Below are 22,927 nucleotides of genomic sequence, written 5' to 3'. Positions count from 1 at the left end.
GCTGGGCTTTTTATTGTCGACGAGGTTTATAAATGTCCGTTTTCGGTCCAAGAATTGTAGTTGCGATGGATTTTGATAATGCCGAACAGTGCATTGCTATGGCTAAGCGACTATCGCCAGGGGATTGCCGTTTAAAGGTTGGCAAGGAGCTATTCACAGCTTGTGGCCCTCGCATCATTGAGCAGTTAATGTCGCTTGGATTTGAGGTGTTTCTTGATCTTAAATTTCACGATATCCCCAATACGACTGCAAAAGCAGTGAAGGCTGCGGCTGGATTGGGTGTGTGGATGGTGAATGTTCATGCCTCAGGTGGCGAGCGAATGATGATGGCGGCGCGTGAAATTCTGGAGCAGGGTCCGGGTAAGCGTCCTTTACTGATTGCTGTGACTGTTTTGACCAGCATGGACGCCAGTGACTTGACCGGAATTGGAATCAACAGCTCACCAGAAGAGCATGTAATGAGGCTTGCAAAGCTGACTCATCGTTGTGGTCTTGATGGTGTGGTTTGCTCCGCACAGGAATCCAGCCTAATGCGTGCCAATTTTGGTTCAGATTTTTGCTTGGTAACTCCCGGTATTCGTTTGGAATCTTCACCTGCTGATGATCAGCGCAGAACCTTAACTCCCTCAGCAGCTATCGCTTCCGGAAGCAGCTATTTGGTTATTGGTCGGCCTATTACCCAGTCCGTCGATCCGGTTGCCACCTGTCGATCAATCATTCAAACACTACATAATACTTAATTGTTCGTATTCACTATTACAGGCTTTCTAATGAGTGCATCTTTACCGGTTGTAATTACTATTGATGGTCCGAGCGGTGCGGGAAAAGGGACCCTGAGTCAAATGTTGGCTGCGCATACCGGCTACCACCTGTTGGACAGCGGTGCTCTTTATCGGCTCGTTGCTCTTGCTGCGCTGAATAGTGATGCTGATTTAAATGATGAGCAACAAATCGCACAAATAGCCTCAACGCTTGATGTTGTATTTCAAGTTGATAGTCATGGCACTCGTATTTTGTTAGCAGGTTTAGATGTTACCGCTGCGATTCGCCAAGAATCTGTAGGCATGTGCGCCTCCCAAATTGCTGCATATCCTGCCGTGCGTTCTGCATTACTTGAGCGCCAGCGGGAGTTTGCAACTCTTCCCGGGTTGATAGCTGATGGCAGAGATATGGGAACAACGGTCTTTCCTAAGGCACAAGCAAAGATTTTTCTCACTGCTAGTGCGGAGGCTAGGGCAGAGCGCCGCTACCAGCAGTTGATTGCCAAAGGGGAATCTGTCGATATGGGCTCGTTGATCAAAGATATCAAAGAGCGTGACGAGCGCGATTCCAATCGCACCGTGTCACCACTTCGACCTGCTGTTGATGCTGTTGTGATTGACAGTACATCAATGACTATTGATCAGGTTTTCGTCAAGATGCTGGCAGTTATTGGGCGGGACCTTTAATTGGTTGATCTTGTGTCAACAAACAGTAAGAATGTGCTATTAAATTAATGACAGCTCCTTGAAGAGTGAGTTTGTATAAAAATATTTTCAAAACACAAGCAGTGGGCTCCTGAAATATTCTATTTAAGTGAGATTCAGAATGCCCCTAACTTGTTTCAAAGCTTATGATATCCGCGGAAAACTGGGTGATGAGCTCAATGAAGACATCGCCTATCGCATAGGTCGTGCTTACGCACAGTTTTTAAAGCCGCGCTCGGTGGTTGTTGGTGGTGATGTTAGGCTTACCAGCTCCGCATTGAAAGTTGCATTGAGTAATGGTTTGCGCGACGAAGGTGTGGATGTTATCGACCTGGGTATGACGGGTACAGAAGAGGTCTATTTCGCGACTAGTCATTTACAGGTCGATGGCGGAATAGAAGTTACCGCTAGCCATAATCCTATTGATTACAACGGGATGAAGTTGGTTCGAGAAAACTCAATACCTATCAGTGGTGATACTGGTCTCAATGAGATCCAGCGTCTAGCGGAAGAAAATAGTTTTGCGTCTTCTGATTCTGTTGTGCGTGGTACTTTGCGTCACGCCAGTGTTTTGGATGATTACGTGCGACATCTTCTTGGGTATGTTGATGTTTCGCAATTAAAGCCCCTGCGTTTGGTGGTGAATGCAGGTAACGGTGTTGCTGGGCATGTGATTGATGCTTTGGAAGAATTCCTACCTTTCGAATTCATTAAAATTAATCACGAAGCAGACGGAACGTTTCCGAATGGAATTCCTAATCCGTTGCTGGTGGAGAATCGAGCCTCTACCGCTGAGGCTGTAATTGCTCATAAGGCGGATATGGGCATTGCGTGGGATGGCGATTTTGATCGTTGTTTTTTATTTGATGAAAAGGGGGTGTTTACTGAGGGGTACTATATCGTCGGGCTGCTTGCAGAGGCTTTTTTAACTAAGCATCCGGGTGCCAAGATTATCCATGATCCTCGCTTAACCTGGAACACTCAAGATATTGCGAAACAAAATTCAGGGTGTGCTATTCAATCAAAAACGGGACACGCGTTTTTTAAAGAGCGCATGCGCTCAGAAGATGCCATTTATGGTGGCGAGATGAGTGCGCACCATTATTTCAAAGATTTTTTCTATTGCGATAGTGGGATGATTCCTTGGTTGTTGGTTTGTGAGCTTATATCACGCAAGGAGCAGCCTTTATCTCATATGCTTAGGGCTAGAATTGAAAAGTTTCCGTCGCCGGGCGAAATAAATCGCAGCGTAAAAAACCCTCAAAAAGCAATTGAAAATGTTTATGAGCATTATAAGGAAGAGGTCCGTCATGTTGATAGGACAGATGGTATTAGTCTTGAGTTTGATAACTGGCGATTTAACTTACGCATGTCAAATACTGAGCCGGTAGTGCGTCTGAATCTGGAAAGCCGCTCCGATAAAAGTCTGCTCCAGAAAAAAACAACAGAAATACTTAATTTACTCAACAGTTAAAAATACACTTTTCAAGGATAATTCTATGCAAGTAAAAAAAGCGGTTATTCCTGTTGCGGGTCTTGGTACGCGAATGCTGCCTGCAACCAAGGCAATTCCCAAGGAAATGTTGCCGGTGGTAGACAAGCCCCTCATACAGTATGTAATCGAAGAGGCTGCCGCTGCAGGGATTAAAGAAATTGTACTGGTAACGCATGCAAGTAAAAATGCAATTGAAAACCATTTTGACACCAGCTTTGAGTTGGAGGCTCAGCTGGAAGCGCGCCTTAAACGCTCATTGTTGGCCGAGGTTCGTTCTATAACACCACCAGGATTAACGGTTATTTCTGTTCGCCAGGCAGAAGCTAAAGGCTTGGGGCATGCAATACTTTGTGCTAAATCCGTGGTTGGTGATGAGCCGTTTGCTGTGCTTTTACCTGACGTACTTGTTGATAACGCAGAGTGCAACCTAAAACAAGATAACCTTGCCGGCATGACCCGTCGTTTTCAGGAGACTGGATTTAGTCAGATTTTGGTTGAGCAGGTTCCTCATGATCAGGTAGATAAATACGGCGTGGTTGATTGTTCTGGTGTGGATATTCCTGCCGGAAAGACGGCTGCAATACGTGCAATGGTTGAAAAGCCCCCCGTTGATGATGCTCCCTCGAATATGGCAATTGTCGGTCGCTATGTGCTTTCTCGTACCGTATGGGATTTGCTGGCTAAGACTATGCCGGGTGCAGGCGGAGAAATTCAACTTACCGATGCACTGGATACCTTGCTGGAGCTTGAAACAGTTGAGGCTTATCAATTGATTGGCCGCAGCCATGATTGTGGAACCAAGCTGGGTTATTTAGCAGCAAATGTTATCTACGGTGAGCGCCATATTGAAGTTGGCACCAAATTCAAAGCTTTCTTGTCTGATCGTTATAAAAAATAATTACCTCGATGTGTTTTTTTGCATGCAGCAGAGGCATAACTTAGTCTACTGCTGCATTGCAAACTATTTGCCAGTTCCCTCGTTTATTCCGTGCCAACAACCTTTTGCTGGCTCTGTCCTTCCTAAGCTGTTGATATATAAAGCGCATTCTGCTAGGCTCTTGCACCTGCTAAATTTACGCTTTGTTGATTTTGATCATCCATAGTTTTTCTTAGCAGCAGTGAAGGTTGTCAAGCCCAGCCTGAGGGGACTTTCACTTTACTTTAACTGACCCGCGTGACTGGCCGTGCGGAAAAGGTAGGGCGTGTTGTTAACGTCTGTACCTCTAAATCCATAGGTAATACGATGAGTATGAACGAAAGTTTTGCTGAATTATTTGAAGAGAGTTTAAAGACCGTTGATATGGTGCCAGGCACCATCGTTACCGGTGTAGTAATCGATATCGACAAAGATTGGGTTACCGTACACGCAGGCTTGAAGTCTGAAGGTGTTATCCCCGCAGAACAATTCCGTAACGAGCTGGGTGAGTTGAATCTCCAGATCGGTGACGAAGTACAAGTAGCGCTGGAAAGTGTTGAAGATGGTTTCGGTGAAACCAAGCTTTCACGCGAAAAAGCTAAACGCGCTGAAGCGTGGAAAATTCTTGAAGCGGCTCATGTTGCTGAAGAAGTTATTAAAGGTGTTATCAATGGTAAGGTTAAGGGTGGTTTCACTGTTGATGTTGCCGGTATTCGTGCCTTCCTTCCCGGTTCATTGGTGGATGTTCGCCCTGTACGCGAAACTACTCATCTCGAAGGCAAAGAGCTGGAATTCAAAGTTATCAAGCTCGATCAAAAGCGCAACAACGTAGTTGTTTCTCGCCGTGCGGTGTTGGAGCAAGCTAATTCTGTTGAGCGTGACGAGCTGCTTGCTACCTTGCAAGAAGGTCAAGCTGTTAAAGGTATCGTTAAAAACCTTACCGACTACGGCGCATTCGTTGACTTGGGCGGTGTTGATGGTCTGTTGCACATCACTGACATGGCGTGGAAGCGTATCAAGCATCCAGGTGAGATCGTAAACGTTGGTGATGAAATAGACGTTAAGGTATTGAAGTTTGATCGTGAGCGTAACCGTGTATCGCTCGGCCTGAAGCAATTGGGTGAAGATCCCTGGATACAAATCACCAAGCGTTATCCGGAAGGCGCTCGTGTGAAAGCAAAAGTAACCAATTTGACTGATTACGGTTGCTTCGCAGAGTTGGAAGAGGGTGTTGAAGGTTTGATCCACGTTTCAGAAATGGACTGGACTAACAAGAACATTCATCCTTCAAAAGTTGTTCAATTGGGCGACGAAATCGAAGTTATGGTATTGGATATCGACGAAGAGCGTCGTCGTATCTCTCTCGGTCTGAAACAATGCCAAGAGAATCCATGGGATGCATTTGCTCGTACTTGTGCCAAAGGTGACAAGATCAGCGGCAAGATCAAGTCAATCACTGACTTCGGTATCTTCATCGGTTTGGATGGTGGTATTGATGGTTTGGTTCACTTGTCAGACATCTCCTGGCATGAAGCTGGTGAAGAAGCTGTTCGCAAGTACAAGAAAGGCGATGAGTTGGAAACTGTGGTATTGGCCATCGATCCAGAGCGCGAGCGCATTTCTTTGGGTATCAAACAACTTGAAACTGACCCATTCTCAGAATATGTTTCTGTAAATGATAAGGGTGCTGTTGTTAAAGGTATCGTTAAAGAAGTTGAAGCCAAAGCTGCAGTAATCACCTTGGCAGATGACGTTGAAGCTGTTCTTAAGGCCTCTGAATTGAGTCGCGAGAAAGTGGAAGACGCGCGTAACTTGCTCAAAGTGGGTGACGAAGTTGAAGCCAAGATTATTGCTGTAGATCGCAAAAATCGTAGCATCAGCTTGTCGGTGAAGTCTAAAGATGTTGAAGAAGAAAAGACTGCTATGAAAGAGCTTTCAAGCAAGCAATCTGATCAAGCTTCTCCAACTACCTTGGGTGATCTGATTAAAGCGCAAATGCAAAGCAAAGAGTAATTTTTGCTTGTGAATAATGGCCAGCATTGCTGGCCATTATTTTTTGTTGGTGGTTTACATGAGCTCAGGCTCAGCTATGATTGGTTGTGTTGCTTGAACGTTGGCCAATAACAGAGAGCAGGTTATGACAAAGTCAGAATTAATTGAATACATTACCGAAAAGCAAAATCAGTTGACCATCAAAGATGTTGAAATGTCGGTAAAGTTATTGCTTGATTACATGTCAGATATTCTGGCATCGGGCGAGCGCATCGAAATCCGTGGTTTTGGCAGTTTTTCGCTCCATTATCGAGCCCCTAGAACAGGTCGTAATCCTAAAACTGGTGAGACTGTTGTGCTTGAGGGGAAGTATGTCCCTCATTTCAAGCCTGGCAAAGAAATGCGTGATCGCGTTAACGAGAGTATTAATAGATAGTTTTTCGTCGAATTTGGGTTTGGTTTAATTAATCTTTTATCTTGACGGAAGATTGCGATAACTTCCTGCTTCCTGCTTCCTGCTTCCTGCTTCCTGCTTCCTGCTTCCTGCTTCCTGCTTCCTGCTTCCTGCTTCCTGCTTCCTGCTTTATTCTTCGGCTTTTCCTGCTCTTACTTTGTGTGCGGCATATATGGCTGGTAGGTATGTCCTGCAAAGGCATTGGTATGTCCGAAAAGAACGACAAGCTCTAGTGGCAGGAGTCAGATTAAATTGAATGTCATGATAAGTAGCGTTGTTTTGGTGTGAGAGTTTAGTTTTATTGCTATTTTCTGATAAAAATGGGATCGATGCGGTAGGTGGAATTTCTGTCCAGTTGTTTTGCGTATGAATAGTGTATAGCTAGCATCTGCAATAAAAGCAGCCAAAATAATTAACCAATAACAGATTGTTAAAAGGTTATCTTGTGCAGTCCAAACGATAAGTGTTGCCAGTGTAATGCCGATAAAAAGGCTCCCTACATCACCCATAAAGAGTTTGGCTTTGGGGAAATTCCAGTATAAAAATCCCAAGCTTGCGCTACTAATAATAAGCATCAAGAGGATGATTTCGCTGTATGTGCCTTGCAAGTAAAAAAGAAGGCCTACGCTACTACAAACAAAGATTGCTTGCAGTCCTGCCAGTCCGTTCATTCCATCCATAAAGTTGTACAAATTTGTTAGCCAAACAATGCCAATAACTGATGCTATTACCAGTAATACGAAGATGGGTGCGGAAAATAAGATGTCGTTGAGGGTTATAAGGGTGATGGTGCACGCTGTTAGGGTTTGTGTGAAGAGTCGTATTCGAATGTTGAGAGTTATAAGGTCGTCGGCTATCCCAACAATTGCCATTAGTAATCCGGGGGCAAGCAAGTAGAGTGTTGTGTGATTAATTAGCCCCATGAAGTATGCGGTTAAAGCTGCAATGAGTGTTGCTAAGGCTATGGCGATACCTCCGCCACGAGGTGTGGGGATGGTGTGGGAGCTGCGAGTATTGGGAATGTCTAAGAGTTAGCGTCCAAACCAGTAAATAACAAGTTTTGAAAGCCCGAATGCAAGTGCTAGGGGCATCAGAAAGATAAGAATCAATAGTTCCATGTTTTAGGTCTTGGCTAAATTTTGTGTGCACGATTATATCTTATCTTTTTTGATCCCTTTATTGGTTTGTTTGTTTTGCACCAATATCGAGCCATAATATTTTTGTGTGTTCGCTGGTGGTGCTTTTGTACTTTGTTTGCGTGCGCCTTTAATTTATATCTATTTGAAATAATTATAAATTTAAATTATGGATCGTTTTTTGCTTTTGCGCAGAACCTTTGGCGTTTAGGTAAAAATCCATTAATTGGTGCTCTTTGGTTGTGCATTTGTCGGTTATTGGGTTGTTCTACGTGACAGGTAATACGCAAAAAGTGTACTAACTGTCTCATTATGAAGCGTTTACATTGCAGCTCATGTTGTCGCTTTTAATTGATGTCTGACAATAATCATTATGGGGTAAGTATGAAAAAACTAGATTCCGCTCTTCCATTAATTTTTGCCGCTGGTTTGGCGGTCTTGGTCTCGCCAGGGGCATTTGCTGAGGATGCTATTAATCAAGCCAATACCGCCTGGATTCTTACTTCCACGGCGCTTGTTTTATTTATGACGCTACCCGGTTTGGCGCTGTTTTATGGTGGTTTGGTTCGTGTAAAAAATATACTTTCTGTGCTTATGCAATGTTTTGCTATTGCATGCATGGTTTCTCTGTTGTGGCTAATTGCCGGCTATAGTCTTGCGTTTGGTGAGGGTAACGCCTGGATTGGTGATTTAAGTATGGTGTTTTTTGATGGTGTAACAGAGGGGGCGGTTACGAGTGGGATCCCTCTTAGTTTACATGCAATGTTTCAAATGACTTTCGCAATAATTACGCCTGCTCTGATTGTTGGTGCTTTTGCTGAGCGTGTTAAGTTTTCCTCCATGCTTTTGTTTTCAGGGTTATGGTTGTTCGCTGTTTACATTCCGGTGTGTCACTGGGTATGGGCTGGCTCTGGCTGGTTATTCCAGAAGGGTCTTCTTGATTTCGCTGGTGGCACTGTTGTCCACATTACTGCGGGTGTTGCTGCGTTAGTGGCTGCGATTGTTGTAGGTAAGCGTAATGGTTTCCCTAGCACAGCTATGCCACCTCATAACATGACAATGACTGTTACTGGTGCAGGCATGCTGTGGGTTGGTTGGTTTGGCTTTAATGCGGGTAGCGCCTTGGCTGCTGATGGGAATGCTGCTATGGCTATGTTGGTGACCCATATTTCTGCAGCAGCTGGTGCGTTGTCTTGGATGGCGGTTGAGTGGATGCGTTTTAGAAAACCAAGTGCTTTGGGTATTGTGACGGGTATGGTTGCTGGTCTCGGTACTATTACCCCTGCCTCTGGTTATGTCGGCCCTGGTGGTGCGTTAATAATCGGCTTGAGTGCTGGTGTTGTTTGTTTTTATATGACCCAGTTGGTCAAGCGTGTGTGGAAAATCGATGATTCTTTGGATGTTTTTCCTGTTCACGGTGTGGGTGGCATTTTAGGAACCATTCTTGCGGGCGTATTTGCTTCAACTGAACTGGGTGTATTTAGCGGTCAGGGATTTGCTGCAGGGATCAACTCTATGGGCGAGCAGTTAGGTATTCAATTCCTTGGTGTGGTTGTAACCTTTGTTTATACCGCTGTTGTAACTTATATACTGCTGAAGCTGACGGGTCTATTCACTTCTGGTTTGCGTGTGAGCAAAGAGGATGAAACCTTGGGGCTCGACTTGGCGTTACATGAAGAAGATGGCTATAAGCTGTAATCTTGAATGAAAAAAGAGGAGCTTCGGCTCCTCTTTTTTATTTTGAGCTGTTGGTTTATCGAAATGCGATTAGTGCTGCAGTTACGGCAACGTTGAGGGACTCAACCCCGTTATTCATTGGGATTTTCACGCTTTCATTGCACAGCTGCTGAACTGCCGGGGATACTCCTTCTGTTTCGTTCCCCAATACATAAATACAGGGAGCATTAGGTGTAAACTTTTTTAGTTCTGTGGCCGCATGCGATGAAAGTGCGCAGACTAGCGCTCCCTCTTTTTTGAAATCTAGTAACGCTTCAGTGAGATCTTTGCAGCGAAGAAGCGGTGCGCGAAAAACGGTTCCTGCGCTTGCTTTGATTACCAGTGGGTCGATTTGAGCATTGCCTTTTTGTGGAAGTAAAATTCCATCAATATTTCCTGCGCAGGCTGAGCGAATTATCATGCCAAGATTTTGCGGGTTGTTAACCCCATCGAGTGCAAGCAATGTGTAGTTTTTTTTGCTGTTCTCGCGCAAAAAATCGTCATAGTGCTGATAACCGCGAAGCTGTAGATCAGCTGCAACACCTTGGTCTTGTGTTGCATTTTTGGATATGCGCGATAGGGCTTGTCGTTCGTGATAAATAATTTCAGCGCCCTTGTGTTGGGCAAGCGTAATGATCTCATCCAGAATTTCTGCTGATTTGTTACTTTTCGCCAAGTGCAATCGATAAATGTATGTAGATGAGTCTTGCAGAGCTTCAAGTACGATTTTGCGCCCGTATACAGTCATGAGCGAGTCAAAGAAACGTTTTTTTTGTAGATAGGCTTGGCTATCTTCGCGGGCGTTGTTCATGCTGGAATTCTTGTGAGTTAATTGCTGGTGCAAATTGTTTTGTAGGCTTTTACGGCTGCGGGAAGACCCATTGCTATGGCATCAACCGTCAATGCATGACCGATTGACACCTCGAGCAAAGCAGGGATTTGGCGAAAGTGGGCGAGGTTATCGAGATTTAAGTCATGCCCGGCATTGATACCAATATCAATTGCTTGAGCATGACGGGCTGCGGCCAGGTAGCGTTGGAATAGTTGATCAAATGACGGGCCAGATGTTTTGAATGCTTCAGCGTAGGGGCCTGTGTATAGCTCGATACGATCAGCGCCAATCTCTTTGGCCAGGCTTATTTGATCAATATCCGGATCCATGAATAAACATACACGAATGCCTAAATCCTTTAATTCTTTGATCAATGGCTTTAATTTTTTTCCCGCTACTTTCAAGTCAAAGCCATGGTCTGACGTAAGTTGATGATTTGTGTCAGGTACAAGTGTGCATTGATCGGGTACTACATCGCAGACTAATTTTATAAACCCTGGAAAGTTTCCGATTGACTCAGCGTAAGGGTTGCCCTCAATGTTAAATTCAACTGCGTGATAATTTTTTACTAATTCACTGAGTTCATAAACATCGTGAGGTCTAATGTGACGTTGGTCGGGTCTTGGATGAACAGTAATTCCATCGGCGCCGGCATCAATACAGGTCTTGCCGTGAGCGGCGACATTAGGATAATTGCCGGGGCGGGAATTTCGGATCAGTGCAATCTTGTTCAGGTTTACACTGAGTGCGGTGTTGTTACTGTTATTCATCAACTGGTACCACTGCATCTTTAATGCTTGACGGTTTGGTTGCGCGTTGTTTTTCAATTATGGATTGTGCTTCAGCTGAATTTATCCTTGTTGCACTCAGCACTCGTACTGCATAGTTCGGCGCTTCCGGGTAAGCTTTAAACATGCCCAGCGGCTCTTGTGAAATTTTTTCGATAACTTCCATTCCCGCAACTACTTTCCCAAAAACGGTATAACCGGGTTTGGTTTCTGTGGCATTGAGGCCGGAGTTATTTTTGAGGTTGATATAAAACTGCGCCGTAGCGCTATCGGGATCGGATTGCCGGGCCATGGCTACACTGCGGTAATCATTTGGCAGGCCATTCATTGATTCGTTGATTACAGGTTTCGCAGTTGGTTTTTCGGTAAAGTCAAAAGTCATTCCTCCGCCTTGCACAACAAAGCCGGGTACCACTCTGTGAAAAATTGTTCCTTCGTAAAATTTACTGTCGACATAGTGTAAAAAGTTTTTCACTGTCTCTGGTGCTGACTTGGGGTAGACTTCAATTACAAAAGTACCTAAGTCTGTTTTCATGGCAACAAGATTATTATCTGCAAATGTGTTTGCTGAAAGTAGCAATACTAAACTTGCAAAAAGTGTTGTGAGTTTGTCGGTCATAATTTTTATCACCTTATCGCCATTCTGATTTGCGTTTGCGACGGCCAAGCCCCTGCAAAATAAACGAAAGCAGCACGCCGCCAATAATCAGCCCGCCACCATACAGCCAATGATTAAAACGATCGGCATCTTTTAATTTTTCATTCTCTGCTTTTAATACATCTGCATGTGTTTGCAAAAGTTGATTTTCGGTCAGCATGCGTTGATGTTCTTCTTCCAGGTTTAGTGCTGTGGTCGCAGCTTGGCGCATATCTTCGGTGTCGTTGAGTAATTGCTGATGCTCTTGCTGCAACTTCTCTAGCTGGATTTTGAGTTCGGTGTTTTCAGTTTGCAAGCTGAGAAGGTTGCGGGAGGAATCTGAAAGGGCTGCTAATTTTAACGCCGCAGTTGGTTTGTCACTGATGTTCTGACTGCGGATCCAGCCCTCAGTGCCTTCTGGCGTTACTACAAGTGACCAGAGGCTATTATCCGCACCTATTTCTTCGCGCAGAAAGTTTAGTTTGGTGCCGCTGGGAACACCTTGTTGCAAGATTCCGGCTTGAGGATTTTTATCACTCCGCACTGGTACATAGATAACATCGGATACATATTTTTCAACAGCGAATACGGGAATACTTATAAATGGTAAGGCTAAGAGCGAAAGTCCGGCGCCCAGAATAGTTAAATGTTTCACGTTGACTCCAATCTTGAAATTTGAAAATTAAGGCAGCACTTTCTTGAAAGGTTTGACTATAACGCTAGCGTAAATTCCTGCTGCGACATAAGGGTCTTCATTGGCCCAAGCCTGTGCATCTTGCAGGGAATTAAATTCCGCTACAACGAGGCTGCCGGTGAATCCTGCATCACCGGGGTTGTCATTGTCGATGGCTGGATGTGGGCCGGCAATCAATAGGCGTCCCTCGTCAGTAAGTTGCTGTAAGCGTGCCAGGTGCGCGGGGCGAGCTACTTTTCGTTTGTCGAGGCTGTTGGCTATATCTTCACTAATAATGGCGTAATACATAATGCAATCTCTAATAATTTTTCCTGCAGCTTTTAAAAAGTTGCCTTGGATTCCTGATGTTGAAGTGTATGAAGATTTAATGCTGTGCCTTGTTATTATTCGTTGGAGCCGTCATTAATAACATCTTCAAGTGTAAGATGGGTTAGCAGGCGAATACTGCGAAATACATAAAAAAGAGTGCCCATCATAATAATTAACATTGGCAATGCAATCACGGGGTAGCTTAGTGCCGTCATTTTACCCAGTTCTGCATTAAATTCAGCGGTGCCCGGTTGGCTAACCAAAATTATTTTTGCCAGAACATAATTTAAAATCGACGATAAAAAAAACGATGCGGCGATCATCAGTGAGGCATTGCTTAGTGTTCGCTCAAAATGCTTTTTGGTTTGATGTTGCTCGAGTGCGCTATCTACCTTTTGTATTTTTAGGACTTTATCGTTGTAGATAAATACTTTTACCAATGGGTAGCGAGTTTTAATAGATATGAGTGTAACTATGCCAAGAATACCGGGGATAGCCGCCTCTTTGATCGCAAAATATTCAGGGTCGAGTTGCAATAAACTGAGGCCGCCGGTTAATAGCACGCTCACAATGCCAAGTGCTGAAAATACGTTGATTTTTCTGTTGGCAACAAAATCCCGTAATCCGTAGCTGAGTGGAAAGGCGAGTGCAATGATCAGTGCCCAGGTTGGGCCAAGATATTCCGCGTCACTGAGTTTGGTCAGTATTAGCGTTGGAATAACGATGTTCATTAACAAGTTAGCAAAAAAGCTTTCTTTTTTTTGCTTTGGTTGGGGATTTGTCGTTTCCAGAGGGGGTTTATCAGCTAACATGGTGGATGATTTTTCCGCATTGTTGTCAGTCATGATCAATCCTGTTGATCTCTTCTATAAATGGTATCTGAGTGATTTTTGATCTGCATAGTCATACGTATTTTTCTGACGGTATGCTAAGCCCTGAAGCCTTGATTGCGCGTGCGCAAGAGCGCGGTGTTTCTGTGCTTGCCATTACGGATCACGATACCATAGCTGGCGTTCGGATTGCACAAAAAGCCGCACAGGAAGCAGGGGTCCAAATAATTCCGGGCATAGAGTTTTCAAGTCAATGGGGGCGCGGTGGTGTTCATATTGTTGGCTTGGGAGTGGGTATTAACTCTGCGGTGTTAACCGAGGCCGTCACACAGCAGGAAAGTGCACGTGAGGCTCGATCAATTGCCATCGCGGAGCGCCTGGCAAAAGCAGGCTTCCCTGATGCTCTGGCGGGAGCCCGCGCGCTGGCCGGTGGGGTAAGTGTGGGGCGACCGCATTTTGCCCAGTATCTGGTGGCATGTGGTGCAGTGAAGAATATCAACGCCGCCTTCAAAAAGTATCTGGGCGCAGGTAAACCGGCTGATGTGAAATATCAGTGGCCCTTAATGGATCAGGTTATCAAGTGGATTCACGATGCGGGTGGAGTAGCGGTACTGGCGCACCCGGCAAAATACGAACTGACGCGCACGAAAATGTGCGCGCTGGTCGATTCTTTTGTGGCCGCGGGGGGCGATGCCATTGAGGTTATTAGTGGTCTGCAACCTGTGGCAATGACTGAGGATTTATTGCGCATTGCTGCCAGCCGTAATCTATACGCATCTTGTGGTTCGGATTTTCATATCCCCGATCAGCCTTGGCAGGATTTGGGGGGCTTTGGTCGCTTACCGCCCCAAGCCAAACCTGTATGGGAATTATTGGGCTATAACAATATTAATGGGTAAGCCCTGCGGGTTTTACCACCTTTTTGCTTGATGCTGTCTGCAATCGGGCGAAGCCGTAAGGAGTGTCCATCATGGCGCAATTTTTTCAGATTCACCCAGATAACCCCCAACACCGTTTAATCGTGCAGGCAGCGGATATCATCCGTAAGGGTGGGGTGGTAGCTTATCCAACGGATTCCGCTTACGCGCTCGGCTGTCATATCGGCGATAAAGATGCCTTGGAGCGTATTCGCACCTTGCGTAAGCTTGATAAAAATCACAACTTTACCTTGATGTGTCGCGATCTTTCCGAGCTTGCAACCTATGCACGAGTCGACAATCAGGTGTTTCGTCTATTGAAAAACCACACGCCTGGTGCCTATACGTTCATTCTTGAGGCGACAGCTGATGTGCCGCGGCGTTTGATGCATCCCAAGCGCAAAACCATAGGGTTGCGGGTGCCTGATAACGCAATTGCTTTGGCATTGCTCGAAGAGCTGGGTGAGCCTTTGATGACCAGCAGCTTACTCTTGCCGGGTGAAGGGTTCCCAATGACCGACCCATATGATATTCGCGACACGCTTGAGCATTTTGTTGAATTGGTTATTGATGGTGGCTATTGTGGTTTAGAGCCTACCACGGTAATTGATCTTACTCAGGATGTGCCAGAGTTGGTGCGTCAGGGCAAGGGCGACTTTGCACCGTTCGATTCCAACTAATTGATTTTTATGGATAATTAATGCTTTTTCGGGTTGCTGTCCGGCGCCCGCTTAAATCGCTATAATGCCCGTCCTGAATATGGTCACCCGCTGCGGTGCCCTTTGCCTATTTGACTAATGAGTTCGCTGAGTGACTGAAATTATTGAGCCTGTATCGCTAGCAAATCCGGACTCTGCAACAGATTCGGCGCAGGTTGCTGCGGCTAATATTTCTGAATCTGATCGCTCAACGGCTGAATCCCTTTCACCTGACGCGGCAGCCGCTCAGGTGAAAGCTCCACAGCAAGGGGAAATGCCGTTTGCTATGGTTCACGGCAAAGCCTACACCCAGTTGCCGCAGGATTTGTATATTCCGCCAGATGCACTTGAAGTGTTTCTTGAGGCATTTGAAGGTCCGCTGGATTTGCTGCTCTATCTGATTCGCCGGCAAAATATTGATATTCTTGAAATTAATGTCTCTGAGATTACTTCCCAGTACATGGCCTATGTCAATCTCATGGAGTCTCATCAATTTGAGTTGGCAGCCGAATACTTGGTGATGGCGGCTATGTTGGCCGAGATCAAGTCGCGTATGTTGTTACCTCGCTCCAGTGAAGAGCATGAAGAGGAAGAGGATCCGCGTGCCTCTTTAATTCGTCGCCTGCAAGAGTATGAGCGTTTCAAGCAAGCGGCTGAGGACATAGATAAGCTTCCGCGTGTTTCGCGCGATGTTTTCCCGGTAACGGTTGCGGGGCCCGATCGCAGTTTGACCCGTCTTGATCCGGATGTGGAATTGCAAGAGCTGTTGTTGGCACTGTCAGAGGTATTGCGACGCGCTGATATGTTTGAAAGTCACCATGTGTCCAAAGAGCGATTGTCCACCCGTGAGCGCATGGCGCAGGTGTTGGATACTCTTGCCCATCAACATTTTGTGCCTTTTGTCAGTTTGTTCAAAGCCGAAGAAGGGCGCTTGGGCGTGGTGGTAACTTTCCTTGCCGTAATGGAATTGATTAAGGAATCGCTCGTCGAGATTGTCCAAAGCGAATCCTTTGCTCCTATTCATGTAAAAGCCAGAACACAATGACCGAAACAATAATCACTGAAGAATTCGATGATGAGTTGGGTGCCCCAGAGGCAGCTGACTTAATTGCTGATGATACTCTTGCTGAGGAGTTGGCGACGGTTCCTGTAACCCAAATGCCGGTTGATGCCGGGCGTTTGCGTCAGGTTATCGAAGGTGCCATTTTGGCGGCAGGCCAGCCTATGACACTTGTGCGCATGCTGGATTTGTTTGATGCGGAAGTGGCGCCGACCAAAGATGAAATACATGCTGCACTGCTGGATATACAGACTACCTGCGAAGGGCGCGGTTTTGAATTAAAGGAAGTTGCTTCGGGGTGGCGCTTTCAAGTGCGCGATGATTTAGCTCCTTGGGTTAATCGCCTGTGGGAAGAAAAACCGCAGAAGTATTCACGCGCGCTACTCGAAACCTTGTCGTTAATTGCTTATCGCCAACCGATCACTCGCGGTGACATTGAAGAGATTCGCGGTGTTGCTGTTAGTTCTCATATCATGAAAACCTTGCTAGAGCGCGACTGGGTAAAAGTGATTGGTCATCGTGATGTACCCGGCCGTCCATCACTTTATGCCACTACCCGTCAATTTTTGGATTACTTTAATTTAAAAAGCCTGGATGAGTTGCCGTCACTCAGTGAAATCCGTGATTTGGACGAGTTAAATCCAGTGTTAGATTTGGGCGAGGCAGGCTTAGGCGAAAAAGATACTGATGCCCCGATTCCTGATGATCAGCCAATTGCGACATTGGATGAGCTGGAAGCTGAGCCGGTGGATACCAAAACAGCACTCTATGAAGATGGCTTTGTAGATGGTGAAGAGGCTTTTGTTGAGATTGAGGGGTATGCAGCTATTGATGCTTCACAATTATCGACGCCAGCCAATAATGAGGAAACTGGTCACTAATCAAGTGACCCATGAATTATGGTGAAGAAAATCAACCCAGATAAACCTGAAAAACCTACCAAGGCTGTGAAGCCAGTAGTTGCCGCTAAAACGTCCAAGGCCAAATCCATGGCTGGCGGAAAAAATACACCGGCAGAAAAATCATTTGGCTTTAAAAAAGCCAGTGGTCCCAGCGCTAAAAAGCATCAGGATTCTGAAAAGCCCGCAGGTAAATCTACCCAGAAACCTGCATCTACTGCGCGCACTAAAACTGCTTCTGCCGCAGAGCCACAAGCTCCTGTCGTCAGCAGCCCTACAGATGAAAAATTGCAGAAAGTACTGGCTCGTGCCGGCATCGGCTCGCGCCGTGAAATGGAGCGAGCGATAGAGCAGGGGCAAGTCAAGGTTAATGATCGCATTGCCAAGTTAGGTGATAGAGTCAGCGCACAAGATAAAATTTTTGTGAACGGCCAGCGCGTAGTGTTGCGTAGCGAATTAACTCGTCGCCGGGTAATTTTATATAACAAACCTGAGGGCGAAATTTGCTCCCGCTCCGATCCAGAGGGTCGTCCTACCGTCTATGACCATCTGCCACCATTGAAAGGTGAGCGGTGGATTTCAGTAGGGCGACTCGACTTTAACACCAGTGGTTTATTGCTGTTTACCAATGACGGTGAATTGGCTAATAAATTAATGCATCCATCATCGGTGATTGACCGTGAATATCTTGTGCGGATTCAGGGCGAGGTTACCGATGAGATGCGTCAGGTACTTTTGCGAGGTGTAGTGCTGGATGACGGCATTGCGCGCTTCACCGATATAGTTGACGGTGCAGGTGAAGGTAAAAATCGCTGGTTCTACTGTGTGGTAATGGAAGGGCGTAATCGCGAAGTGCGGCGTTTGTGGGAGTCGCAGGGCGTTAAAGTGAGTCGTTTGAAACGTGTTCGCTACGCCAATATTTTTATTCCTTCTCATGTGCGAGTAGGGCAGTGGATTGATTTAACTGACCGCGAAATTGAAGATTTATGCATGACGGCAGGATTCGACAGTTCTACCTATACTCGCATGAAAGTGCCCACTCGCGATGAGCAGGCACAGCGTGAACGTCATGACAAAAAGTTACGGTCTGCTTCTGCTGCACCACGCAGGGTGAAAGCTCCGCCGCGTAAGCGTCCTCCAGTTGTATAGCGAGGAGTCAAGCATAAAAAAAACCGCGCAAATTTGCGCGGTTTTTTTATGGGGCTGGTTCCACTCAGCGCAACTGATTATCGAGTTTGTGCATTTGCCGTGCTATTGATGGTGCAGTTTCTGCCTGATTGCTTGGCGCTGTAAAGTGCTTTATCTGCACGCTCGAATAACTCCTCTATGCCTTCATTCTGATCGCCATTGTGCGTTGCTACTCCAATACTGACTGTCGTGTTTATAGCCATAGTATTGTGAAGGATTTCTGTTTCTGAAATACGTTCGCGAATACGCTCGGCAATTATTTCTGCACCAATTGCATTGGTATTACTCAGCAGCACAACGAATTCTTCGCCGCCATAACGAAAAATACTATCGGTGCTACGGCACACAGATTGGATGGTTTTCGCAATCTCACACAGAATTAAATCGCCGCGGTGATGCCCGTAATCATCGTTGATTTTTTTAAAGTGATCGACGTCTATCATTAATAATGAAAGTTGCTGTTGCTGACGATTAGCAAGCTGCAGTTCGCGTTTTAAATTGTTGTTTAAGGCTGCGCGATTTCCTACCAGAGTTAATGGATCAAGTAGCGCCAGGCGCATCGCTGTTTGGTAGCGAACTGCATTGCGTAGTGGGTAAACCAATGCGCTGAGTAGCTGTTCGATTTTTATAAGCTCAGTTTCAATAAATCGTTTGCTGCGACTAAAAATGACCTCACCTAAATAGCCCTCATCGGTGGTGAGGCGATAGTCACAATGATGCAGCGATTCCCGTCCAACTCTGGAGTCGTCTTTGGTGGTGGAGGATTTGAAAGTCACCCCGGATATTTGCACCAGTGGTTGTATTTGGTGGAAAAAAAGCGAAATTATTTCCGTCGGGTCCAGGCTCATTTGCAAGGCCTGCGTCAGCCGAACTCGCACGGCGAGCTCCTGGTCTTGCGTTGGTATACCAAGGGGGATGCTTCCTGCGCCGTTTGCCTTATGGGCATTGGTCACCATAGTCATGTCCCGCATATAAAGTACCTGTCACATTGATGGGGTTGTTACCTGCCCAGAGTCGCCGCTCTGCGGAATAGGGCTTTGTGAGGTACACAGCGAAAATCATGCCATGTAAATTTTTTTATAAAAAATCCTTTTTAATCAATGAGATGGATTTTTTTTGCGGCATGCGTTGGCACTGAATGCCAAAAAAAAGGCGGTGCTGGTGGGATGTTTCAACAGGGCAATGGCCGCTAGTCAAAAAAATGTCACCCCACTCAGTTGTTAATTGAGTGGGAGATGCGGATGAGGTTTGCTGGATTAGGTGTTGATCTGGGGCAGTAAAATACCCAGAGTTAGACCACCGGTAGGGCGGTTTTCTGCCCATATTTTGCCTTTGTGCAGAGCAATACTGCGATGTGCAATAGCGAGCCCCAGTCCATAGCCGCCACTCTCGCGTGCACGGGCTTGGTCGGTGCGGAAGAAGGGTTGGAAAATATCCTCCAGGGCATCCTCCGGTACACCGGGGCCCTGATCCATAATTTGGATGCGGTAGTGTTCGCCATCGCCGGTTTCGTTAAGTTGAATACAAATTTCTGAATTTGGGGGCGTGTAGAGCAGGGCATTACGCAGGGTATTTTCAAAGACTCCCACCAGCATGTTCCCGTGAGTGGCCACCAGCGCTTCATCGAGGTTGGATTTAAATTCAATACGAATATTTTTTTCGCGTGCATCCAACTGATAGTTTTCAATGAGAGTTTGTACCAGCGATACCAGATCAAGCACATCATCTAGTACCCAGCCATCCTGGCCTTGAATGGGAAGGGTTAGAATCTCCGTAATAATGTCATTTAGATAATCAGCCGCTTGTTTAATGCGGCCCAGTTCGTGATCAATTACCCCGCCACTTTTTTGCTGCGCTAATGCTAACGCGATTTGCAATCTGGCGAGTGGTGTACGCAATTCATGGGATACATCTTTAATTAATCGCTTCTGTTCTTGCATGGCCTTTTCAAGCCGTTCGGTCATATTGTCGAAGTCGCGCCCGAGTGCGGCAATTTCATCGTTGCGACCGCGAAATTGTTCGCTGATACGAACACTCAAATCGCCGCGGGCAATTTGATGCGTGGCTTTTTGCAGGGTGTTGATGCTACGGGTGAAATGACGCGCGAGAAAAAAACAGGCAGAGCCACTGACCAGAATCGAAACCAGCAGCAGCGGCCAGATATTGTCGATAAACAATTCCCAGATGATGTCGCGGTCTTGCCCTTCGTCGCGGCCTGCTGAAATGGTGATTAACTTAACGCTATTGCCATCATTCAAGGTGATGTAGCGACCAAACAGTTTGCGATTGCGATCTTGCACCTTGTCAAAAGGGTGCTTGCTGGTTAAGCGGGGGGCAAGGAACATTACGCCGGGCGGAAGCGGTCGGTCGAGCAAATCGCGATTGCGTTTATCTACCACATAAACAAAACGCGTCGACCAGCTCGGCATTGCGCGCAGGTCTTGTGTTAATTGAGTGGTATTGCGGTTAATTGCACTGCCGACCATTTGAAATAGTAAGCGTTTTGCAGGGTCTTCATCGGTAGCGGTGCTGCTGTGCTGCAGTTTGCCATCCGGTGTTATATCAAACCAATGCACGACTAAATTGGTGCCGATAATAATCGCCACCGTAATCAACCAAAACGTGAAAAATATTTTTAGGTAGAGGCGTGTCATCAAGTGCCGGATTCATCATCGTTCATAGTGAGCATGTAACCCGCACCGCGTACGTTGATAATTAAATCTTTGGATGAGCCTGCTGCGGTGATTTTTTTACGAATATTGCTGACATGCACATCAATACTGCGATCGTAAGGGGTTAGTTTTCGATTCAGTGCCTGCTCGGTCATATCGTCTTTGCTAATTACTTGACCAGCGCGGCGCACCAGAATTTCAAGCACGCTGAACTCGGTGCCGGTGAGTGGAACTTCATTGCCGTCCCAGGTTGTGGTGCGGGTACCCAAATGCAGGGACAATTTACCCGAGGACAAGCGTTCAACGCTGTTGGTCGAGACTTCTTTTTGATTGGCGCGACGTAAAATCGCACGAATCCGTGCGACCAATTCACGAGGGTCGCAGGGTTTTGCCAGGTAATCATCAGCACCGATTTCAAGACCGATCACGCGATCAACCGTATCGCCTTTGGCAGTCAACATAATCACCGGTGTTTGGTTGTGCTGGCGCAAGTTTTTCAGCACATCAAAGCCATTACGAACGGGCAGCATCACATCCAGCACTATCGCCGAATAGGGGTTCTTCAGCGCAAGTTCCAGCGCTGTTTGACCGTCGTAGGCGGTATCTATAGTGAACCCTTCAGTGTGCAGATATTCACTCAGTAATTGGCTGAGTTCTTTATCGTCGTCGATGAGGAGAACCTTGAGCATAGCGATTACATACCCTTGTTATATAAGGCGTTATTTGAGGCGCTGAGTGTGCACCAGGCCTTGGTGAGAGTCATGATTCTTTGGGAATTGTTAACTAATCTTAACATGATAGCGCCCATAATGACTTCACTGGCGCTGTTCACGCAATCCGGCGCTTCAGTCAACCTAATCTATCCGAGGATCTTGATATGAAAGCGATCAAATTATTAGCAACAGGTGCATTGCTTCTAGGTGCTGCCGGTATGGTTGTTCCCAGTATCGCCGCCGACGCCAAACCTTGTGACAGTGGGACTTACCACACTGGGAAAGATGGTCACCATGGCGGAAAGCATGCCGGTCATTTTGGCCGTATGGAGCGCGCTTTGGATTTAAGTGATGCGCAAAAAGAAACGCTCAAGTCCCAGCGCGAAGCAAATAAAGCGGCCCGTGCTGCTTTGCATGATCAACTTAAAGAAGCGCGCATAGCTTTGAATACTGCCACTGAGGCAGGCGCAAATGATGCCGAGTTAAATGCGTTGGCAGAAACGCTGGGCCGTTTGCAGGCACAGCAGGCACTGGCGGGGGCAAAAAATCATCAAGCCTTTTTGGCGGTACTGACCGATGAGCAAAAACAGACCCTCGCTGAAATGAAGTCCAAGCGTATGGAGCGCAAGGGTAGTCGTAAAAACGACAGCGAGAGTAAAAGTAGCTAATTTCTGCACTGCATCCTAAACGCTAGTTCACTGACCCCGGCTTGCCGGGGTTATTTATTGTGAGGGGGGCGTTAATAGGCTTGCTTGCGCTGCCCAATCTTGGGAAAATCCGCGCCGATTTCTTTGCCTCCGGTGTGATTATTCCCCCGGTGCCAGCAACTTCATTTTCCCAGCATTTCGAGGTTATTGTGGCCCAGATTGGTCTGTTTTTTGGCAGTGACGAAGGTAATACCGAACGCGTTGCCTACCGTATTCAAAAGCGTTTTGGTGAAGATGTAGTTGATGTGCGCGATATCGCTGATGTTACCCAGCTGGATTTTGCCCAATACGACAAAGTGATTCTTGGTATTCCCACCTGGGATTTCGGTCAAATCCAATCCGACTGGGAAGAGTTTTGGGATGATATCGCTGCCGTAGATTTCTCTGGAAAACAAGTCGCGCTCTTTGGCTTGGGCGATCAATTTGGCTACGGCGATTACTTTTTGGATGCCATGGGCATGCTGCACGATGTAATTATCCAGAGCGGTCCCGAAATCGTTGGTCATTGGCCTACCGAAGGCTATGAATTCGAAGCATCCAAAGCGGAAATTCCCGGCGCCGGTATGTTTGTAGGTTTGGCACTCGATGAAGATCAGCAGGAAAACCTCAGTGCTGATCGACTCAACCGCTGGTGTGCGCAAATCCATGTAGAGTTTGGTTTGGATACCCCGCTGGAAATGCTGCAAGACTAAATTTGGTCGATTCCGCGAGTCCGGCAGATCCATTTTCTATTTTTAGTCGTTACTCCATTTTTAGCCGTTAATAGTTGGGTTACTGTTAACGGTACTCTTGTTAACGGCAGTTTTGT

24 protein-coding genes are annotated in these 22,927 nt (G+C 46.3%); 14 read left to right on the top strand and 10 right to left on the bottom strand.

Translation table 11 applies throughout. The features are described from left to right. Window positions 1-32: 32 nt before the first annotated feature. The 6 genes from pyrF to ihfB all read left to right on the top strand — a co-directional run bounded on the left by pyrF (window position 33) and on the right by ihfB (window position 6,305). Window positions 33-740 carry an orotidine-5'-phosphate decarboxylase gene (gene pyrF, locus NNX04_RS04505; RefSeq protein ID WP_007640958.1) on the top strand — a complete coding sequence of 236 codons (708 nt, stop codon included), beginning with the start codon at window positions 33-35 and terminating at the stop codon, window positions 738-740. A 30-nt stretch (window positions 741-770) separates the two neighbouring features. Continuing rightward, window positions 771-1,448: a (d)CMP kinase gene (gene cmk / locus NNX04_RS04500; protein WP_261947651.1), complete on the top strand. Its 678-nt coding sequence runs from the start codon at window positions 771-773 to the stop codon at window positions 1,446-1,448. 139 nt (window positions 1,449-1,587) lie between these two features. Further along, complete coding sequence (locus NNX04_RS04495) at window positions 1,588-2,940, top strand: phosphomannomutase CpsG (RefSeq protein ID WP_261947650.1); 1,353 nt, start codon at window positions 1,588-1,590, stop codon at window positions 2,938-2,940. Between the two features lie 25 nt (window positions 2,941-2,965). Next, window positions 2,966-3,859: a UTP--glucose-1-phosphate uridylyltransferase GalU gene (gene galU / locus NNX04_RS04490; protein ID WP_007640965.1), complete on the top strand. Its 894-nt coding sequence runs from the start codon at window positions 2,966-2,968 to the stop codon at window positions 3,857-3,859. 351 nt (window positions 3,860-4,210) lie between these two features. After that, window positions 4,211-5,890: a 30S ribosomal protein S1 gene (gene rpsA, locus NNX04_RS04485; RefSeq protein ID WP_007640966.1), complete on the top strand. Its 1,680-nt coding sequence runs from the start codon at window positions 4,211-4,213 to the stop codon at window positions 5,888-5,890. A 124-nt stretch (window positions 5,891-6,014) separates the two neighbouring features. After that, a complete protein-coding gene (gene ihfB / locus NNX04_RS04480) occupies window positions 6,015-6,305 on the top strand; it encodes an integration host factor subunit beta (RefSeq protein WP_007640967.1) in 291 nt (96 codons plus the stop codon). Between the two features lie 260 nt (window positions 6,306-6,565). Here ihfB and NNX04_RS04475 read toward each other — a convergent pair whose 3' ends face one another. Beyond that, the gene (locus tag NNX04_RS04475) at window positions 6,566-7,195 is read right to left on the bottom strand and encodes a hypothetical protein (RefSeq protein ID WP_410004076.1); all 630 of its coding nucleotides are present in this window, start codon (window positions 7,193-7,195) and stop codon (window positions 6,566-6,568) included. A 648-nt stretch (window positions 7,196-7,843) separates the two neighbouring features. Between NNX04_RS04475 and NNX04_RS04470 the strand changes: the two genes are divergently transcribed. Further along, window positions 7,844-9,157 (top strand): ammonium transporter, encoded by a 1,314-nt coding sequence (locus NNX04_RS04470; RefSeq protein WP_050976989.1) that lies wholly within the window; start codon window positions 7,844-7,846, stop codon window positions 9,155-9,157. A 55-nt stretch (window positions 9,158-9,212) separates the two neighbouring features. On the opposite strand, the gene rlmB is transcribed toward NNX04_RS04470, so the two are convergent. The 6 genes from rlmB to NNX04_RS04440 form a co-directional block, all read right to left on the bottom strand. Then, window positions 9,213-9,986, bottom strand: a complete 774-nt coding sequence (rlmB, locus tag NNX04_RS04465; protein WP_007640987.1) for a 23S rRNA (guanosine(2251)-2'-O)-methyltransferase RlmB — start codon at window positions 9,984-9,986, stop codon at window positions 9,213-9,215. 17 nt (window positions 9,987-10,003) lie between these two features. Beyond that, a complete protein-coding gene (locus NNX04_RS04460; RefSeq protein ID WP_261947648.1) occupies window positions 10,004-10,777 on the bottom strand; it encodes a pyridoxine 5'-phosphate synthase in 774 nt (257 codons plus the stop codon). Then, the gene (locus NNX04_RS04455) at window positions 10,770-11,414 is read right to left on the bottom strand and encodes a peptidylprolyl isomerase (protein ID WP_040391681.1); all 645 of its coding nucleotides are present in this window, start codon (window positions 11,412-11,414) and stop codon (window positions 10,770-10,772) included. The genes NNX04_RS04460 and NNX04_RS04455 overlap by 8 nt, the downstream gene beginning before the upstream one ends. Window positions 11,415-11,427: 13 nt before the next feature. Beyond that, on the bottom strand, window positions 11,428-12,087 hold the full coding sequence (locus NNX04_RS04450) for a TIGR04211 family SH3 domain-containing protein (RefSeq protein ID WP_261947647.1): 660 nt from the start codon (window positions 12,085-12,087) through the stop codon (window positions 11,428-11,430). Window positions 12,088-12,114: 27 nt separating this feature from the next. Further along, window positions 12,115-12,414, bottom strand: coding sequence for a YciI family protein (locus NNX04_RS04445; protein WP_007640994.1), 300 nt, complete (start codon window positions 12,412-12,414; stop codon window positions 12,115-12,117). A gap of 95 nt (window positions 12,415-12,509) precedes the next feature. Beyond that, window positions 12,510-13,280 (bottom strand): VC0807 family protein, encoded by a 771-nt coding sequence (locus NNX04_RS04440; protein WP_410004075.1) that lies wholly within the window; start codon window positions 13,278-13,280, stop codon window positions 12,510-12,512. Between the two features lie 80 nt (window positions 13,281-13,360). On the opposite strand from NNX04_RS04440, the gene NNX04_RS04435 reads away from it, so the two are divergent. The 5 genes from NNX04_RS04435 to rluB all read left to right on the top strand — a co-directional run bounded on the left by NNX04_RS04435 (window position 13,361) and on the right by rluB (window position 17,988). Then, window positions 13,361-14,164 carry a PHP domain-containing protein gene (locus NNX04_RS04435; protein ID WP_410004088.1) on the top strand — a complete coding sequence of 268 codons (804 nt, stop codon included), beginning with the start codon at window positions 13,361-13,363 and terminating at the stop codon, window positions 14,162-14,164. Between the two features lie 71 nt (window positions 14,165-14,235). After that, complete coding sequence (locus tag NNX04_RS04430) at window positions 14,236-14,862, top strand: L-threonylcarbamoyladenylate synthase (protein ID WP_261947645.1); 627 nt, start codon at window positions 14,236-14,238, stop codon at window positions 14,860-14,862. 130 nt (window positions 14,863-14,992) lie between these two features. Next, window positions 14,993-15,925 carry a segregation and condensation protein A gene (locus NNX04_RS04425; RefSeq protein ID WP_007641008.1) on the top strand — a complete coding sequence of 311 codons (933 nt, stop codon included), beginning with the start codon at window positions 14,993-14,995 and terminating at the stop codon, window positions 15,923-15,925. Next, window positions 15,922-16,821 carry an SMC-Scp complex subunit ScpB gene (scpB, locus tag NNX04_RS04420; RefSeq protein ID WP_261947644.1) on the top strand — a complete coding sequence of 300 codons (900 nt, stop codon included), beginning with the start codon at window positions 15,922-15,924 and terminating at the stop codon, window positions 16,819-16,821. Before NNX04_RS04425 ends, scpB begins: the two co-directional genes overlap by 4 nt. A gap of 306 nt (window positions 16,822-17,127) precedes the next feature. Then, entirely contained in the window at window positions 17,128-17,988 is an 861-nt protein-coding gene (gene rluB / locus NNX04_RS04415; RefSeq protein ID WP_050977026.1) for a 23S rRNA pseudouridine(2605) synthase RluB, read from the top strand. Between the two features lie 77 nt (window positions 17,989-18,065). Here the strand turns inward: rluB and NNX04_RS04410 are convergent, their stop codons facing one another. The 3 genes from NNX04_RS04410 to NNX04_RS04400 all read right to left on the bottom strand — a co-directional run bounded on the left by NNX04_RS04410 (window position 18,066) and on the right by NNX04_RS04400 (window position 21,388). Further along, window positions 18,066-18,998: a GGDEF domain-containing protein gene (locus NNX04_RS04410; protein ID WP_261947643.1), complete on the bottom strand. Its 933-nt coding sequence runs from the start codon at window positions 18,996-18,998 to the stop codon at window positions 18,066-18,068. Window positions 18,999-19,283: 285 nt separating this feature from the next. Then, complete coding sequence (locus NNX04_RS04405; protein ID WP_007641016.1) at window positions 19,284-20,681, bottom strand: ATP-binding protein; 1,398 nt, start codon at window positions 20,679-20,681, stop codon at window positions 19,284-19,286. Next, the gene (locus NNX04_RS04400) at window positions 20,681-21,388 is read right to left on the bottom strand and encodes a response regulator transcription factor (protein WP_007641018.1); all 708 of its coding nucleotides are present in this window, start codon (window positions 21,386-21,388) and stop codon (window positions 20,681-20,683) included. The genes NNX04_RS04405 and NNX04_RS04400 overlap by 1 nt, the downstream gene beginning before the upstream one ends. 188 nt (window positions 21,389-21,576) lie before the next feature. On the opposite strand from NNX04_RS04400, the gene NNX04_RS04395 reads away from it, so the two are divergent. Continuing rightward, on the top strand, window positions 21,577-22,080 hold the full coding sequence (locus tag NNX04_RS04395) for a Spy/CpxP family protein refolding chaperone (RefSeq protein WP_261947642.1): 504 nt from the start codon (window positions 21,577-21,579) through the stop codon (window positions 22,078-22,080). Window positions 22,081-22,268: 188 nt separating this feature from the next. Beyond that, complete coding sequence (locus tag NNX04_RS04390) at window positions 22,269-22,811, top strand: flavodoxin (RefSeq protein WP_151059431.1); 543 nt, start codon at window positions 22,269-22,271, stop codon at window positions 22,809-22,811. Window positions 22,812-22,927: the final 116 nt, after the last annotated feature.

This window comes from Cellvibrio sp. QJXJ (assembly GCF_024452345.1).
Lineage (GTDB): Bacteria > Pseudomonadota > Gammaproteobacteria > Pseudomonadales > Cellvibrionaceae > Cellvibrio.
The sequence above is the reverse complement of the archived record's forward strand: the minus strand, read 5'-3'. Positions and strand labels throughout refer to the sequence as shown.

Excerpts from the sequence above, each read along its gene's own strand:
- pyrF (WP_007640958.1), top strand. The coding sequence starts at position 33 with ATGTCCGTTTTCGGTCCAAGAATTGTAGTTGCGATGGATTTTGATAAT.
- cmk (WP_261947651.1), top strand. The coding sequence starts at position 771 with ATGAGTGCATCTTTACCGGTTGTAATTACTATTGATGGTCCGAGCGGT.
- NNX04_RS04495 (WP_261947650.1), top strand. The coding sequence starts at position 1,588 with ATGCCCCTAACTTGTTTCAAAGCTTATGATATCCGCGGAAAACTGGGT.
- galU (WP_007640965.1), top strand. The coding sequence starts at position 2,966 with ATGCAAGTAAAAAAAGCGGTTATTCCTGTTGCGGGTCTTGGTACGCGA.
- rpsA (WP_007640966.1), top strand. The coding sequence starts at position 4,211 with ATGAACGAAAGTTTTGCTGAATTATTTGAAGAGAGTTTAAAGACCGTT.
- ihfB (WP_007640967.1), top strand. The coding sequence starts at position 6,015 with ATGACAAAGTCAGAATTAATTGAATACATTACCGAAAAGCAAAATCAG.
- NNX04_RS04475 (WP_410004076.1), bottom strand. The coding sequence starts at position 7,195 with ATGGCAATTGTTGGGATAGCCGACGACCTTATAACTCTCAACATTCGA.
- NNX04_RS04470 (WP_050976989.1), top strand. The coding sequence starts at position 7,844 with ATGAAAAAACTAGATTCCGCTCTTCCATTAATTTTTGCCGCTGGTTTG.
- rlmB (WP_007640987.1), bottom strand. The coding sequence starts at position 9,986 with ATGAACAACGCCCGCGAAGATAGCCAAGCCTATCTACAAAAAAAACGT.
- NNX04_RS04460 (WP_261947648.1), bottom strand. The coding sequence starts at position 10,777 with ATGAATAACAGTAACAACACCGCACTCAGTGTAAACCTGAACAAGATT.
- NNX04_RS04455 (WP_040391681.1), bottom strand. The coding sequence starts at position 11,414 with ATGACCGACAAACTCACAACACTTTTTGCAAGTTTAGTATTGCTACTT.
- NNX04_RS04445 (WP_007640994.1), bottom strand. The coding sequence starts at position 12,414 with ATGTATTACGCCATTATTAGTGAAGATATAGCCAACAGCCTCGACAAA.
- NNX04_RS04440 (WP_410004075.1), bottom strand. The coding sequence starts at position 13,280 with ATGACTGACAACAATGCGGAAAAATCATCCACCATGTTAGCTGATAAA.
- NNX04_RS04435 (WP_410004088.1), top strand. The coding sequence starts at position 13,361 with ATGCTAAGCCCTGAAGCCTTGATTGCGCGTGCGCAAGAGCGCGGTGTT.
- NNX04_RS04430 (WP_261947645.1), top strand. The coding sequence starts at position 14,236 with ATGGCGCAATTTTTTCAGATTCACCCAGATAACCCCCAACACCGTTTA.
- scpB (WP_261947644.1), top strand. The coding sequence starts at position 15,922 with ATGACCGAAACAATAATCACTGAAGAATTCGATGATGAGTTGGGTGCC.
- NNX04_RS04410 (WP_261947643.1), bottom strand. The coding sequence starts at position 18,998 with ATGCGGGACATGACTATGGTGACCAATGCCCATAAGGCAAACGGCGCA.
- NNX04_RS04405 (WP_007641016.1), bottom strand. The coding sequence starts at position 20,681 with ATGACACGCCTCTACCTAAAAATATTTTTCACGTTTTGGTTGATTACG.
- NNX04_RS04400 (WP_007641018.1), bottom strand. The coding sequence starts at position 21,388 with ATGCTCAAGGTTCTCCTCATCGACGACGATAAAGAACTCAGCCAATTA.
- NNX04_RS04395 (WP_261947642.1), top strand. The coding sequence starts at position 21,577 with ATGAAAGCGATCAAATTATTAGCAACAGGTGCATTGCTTCTAGGTGCT.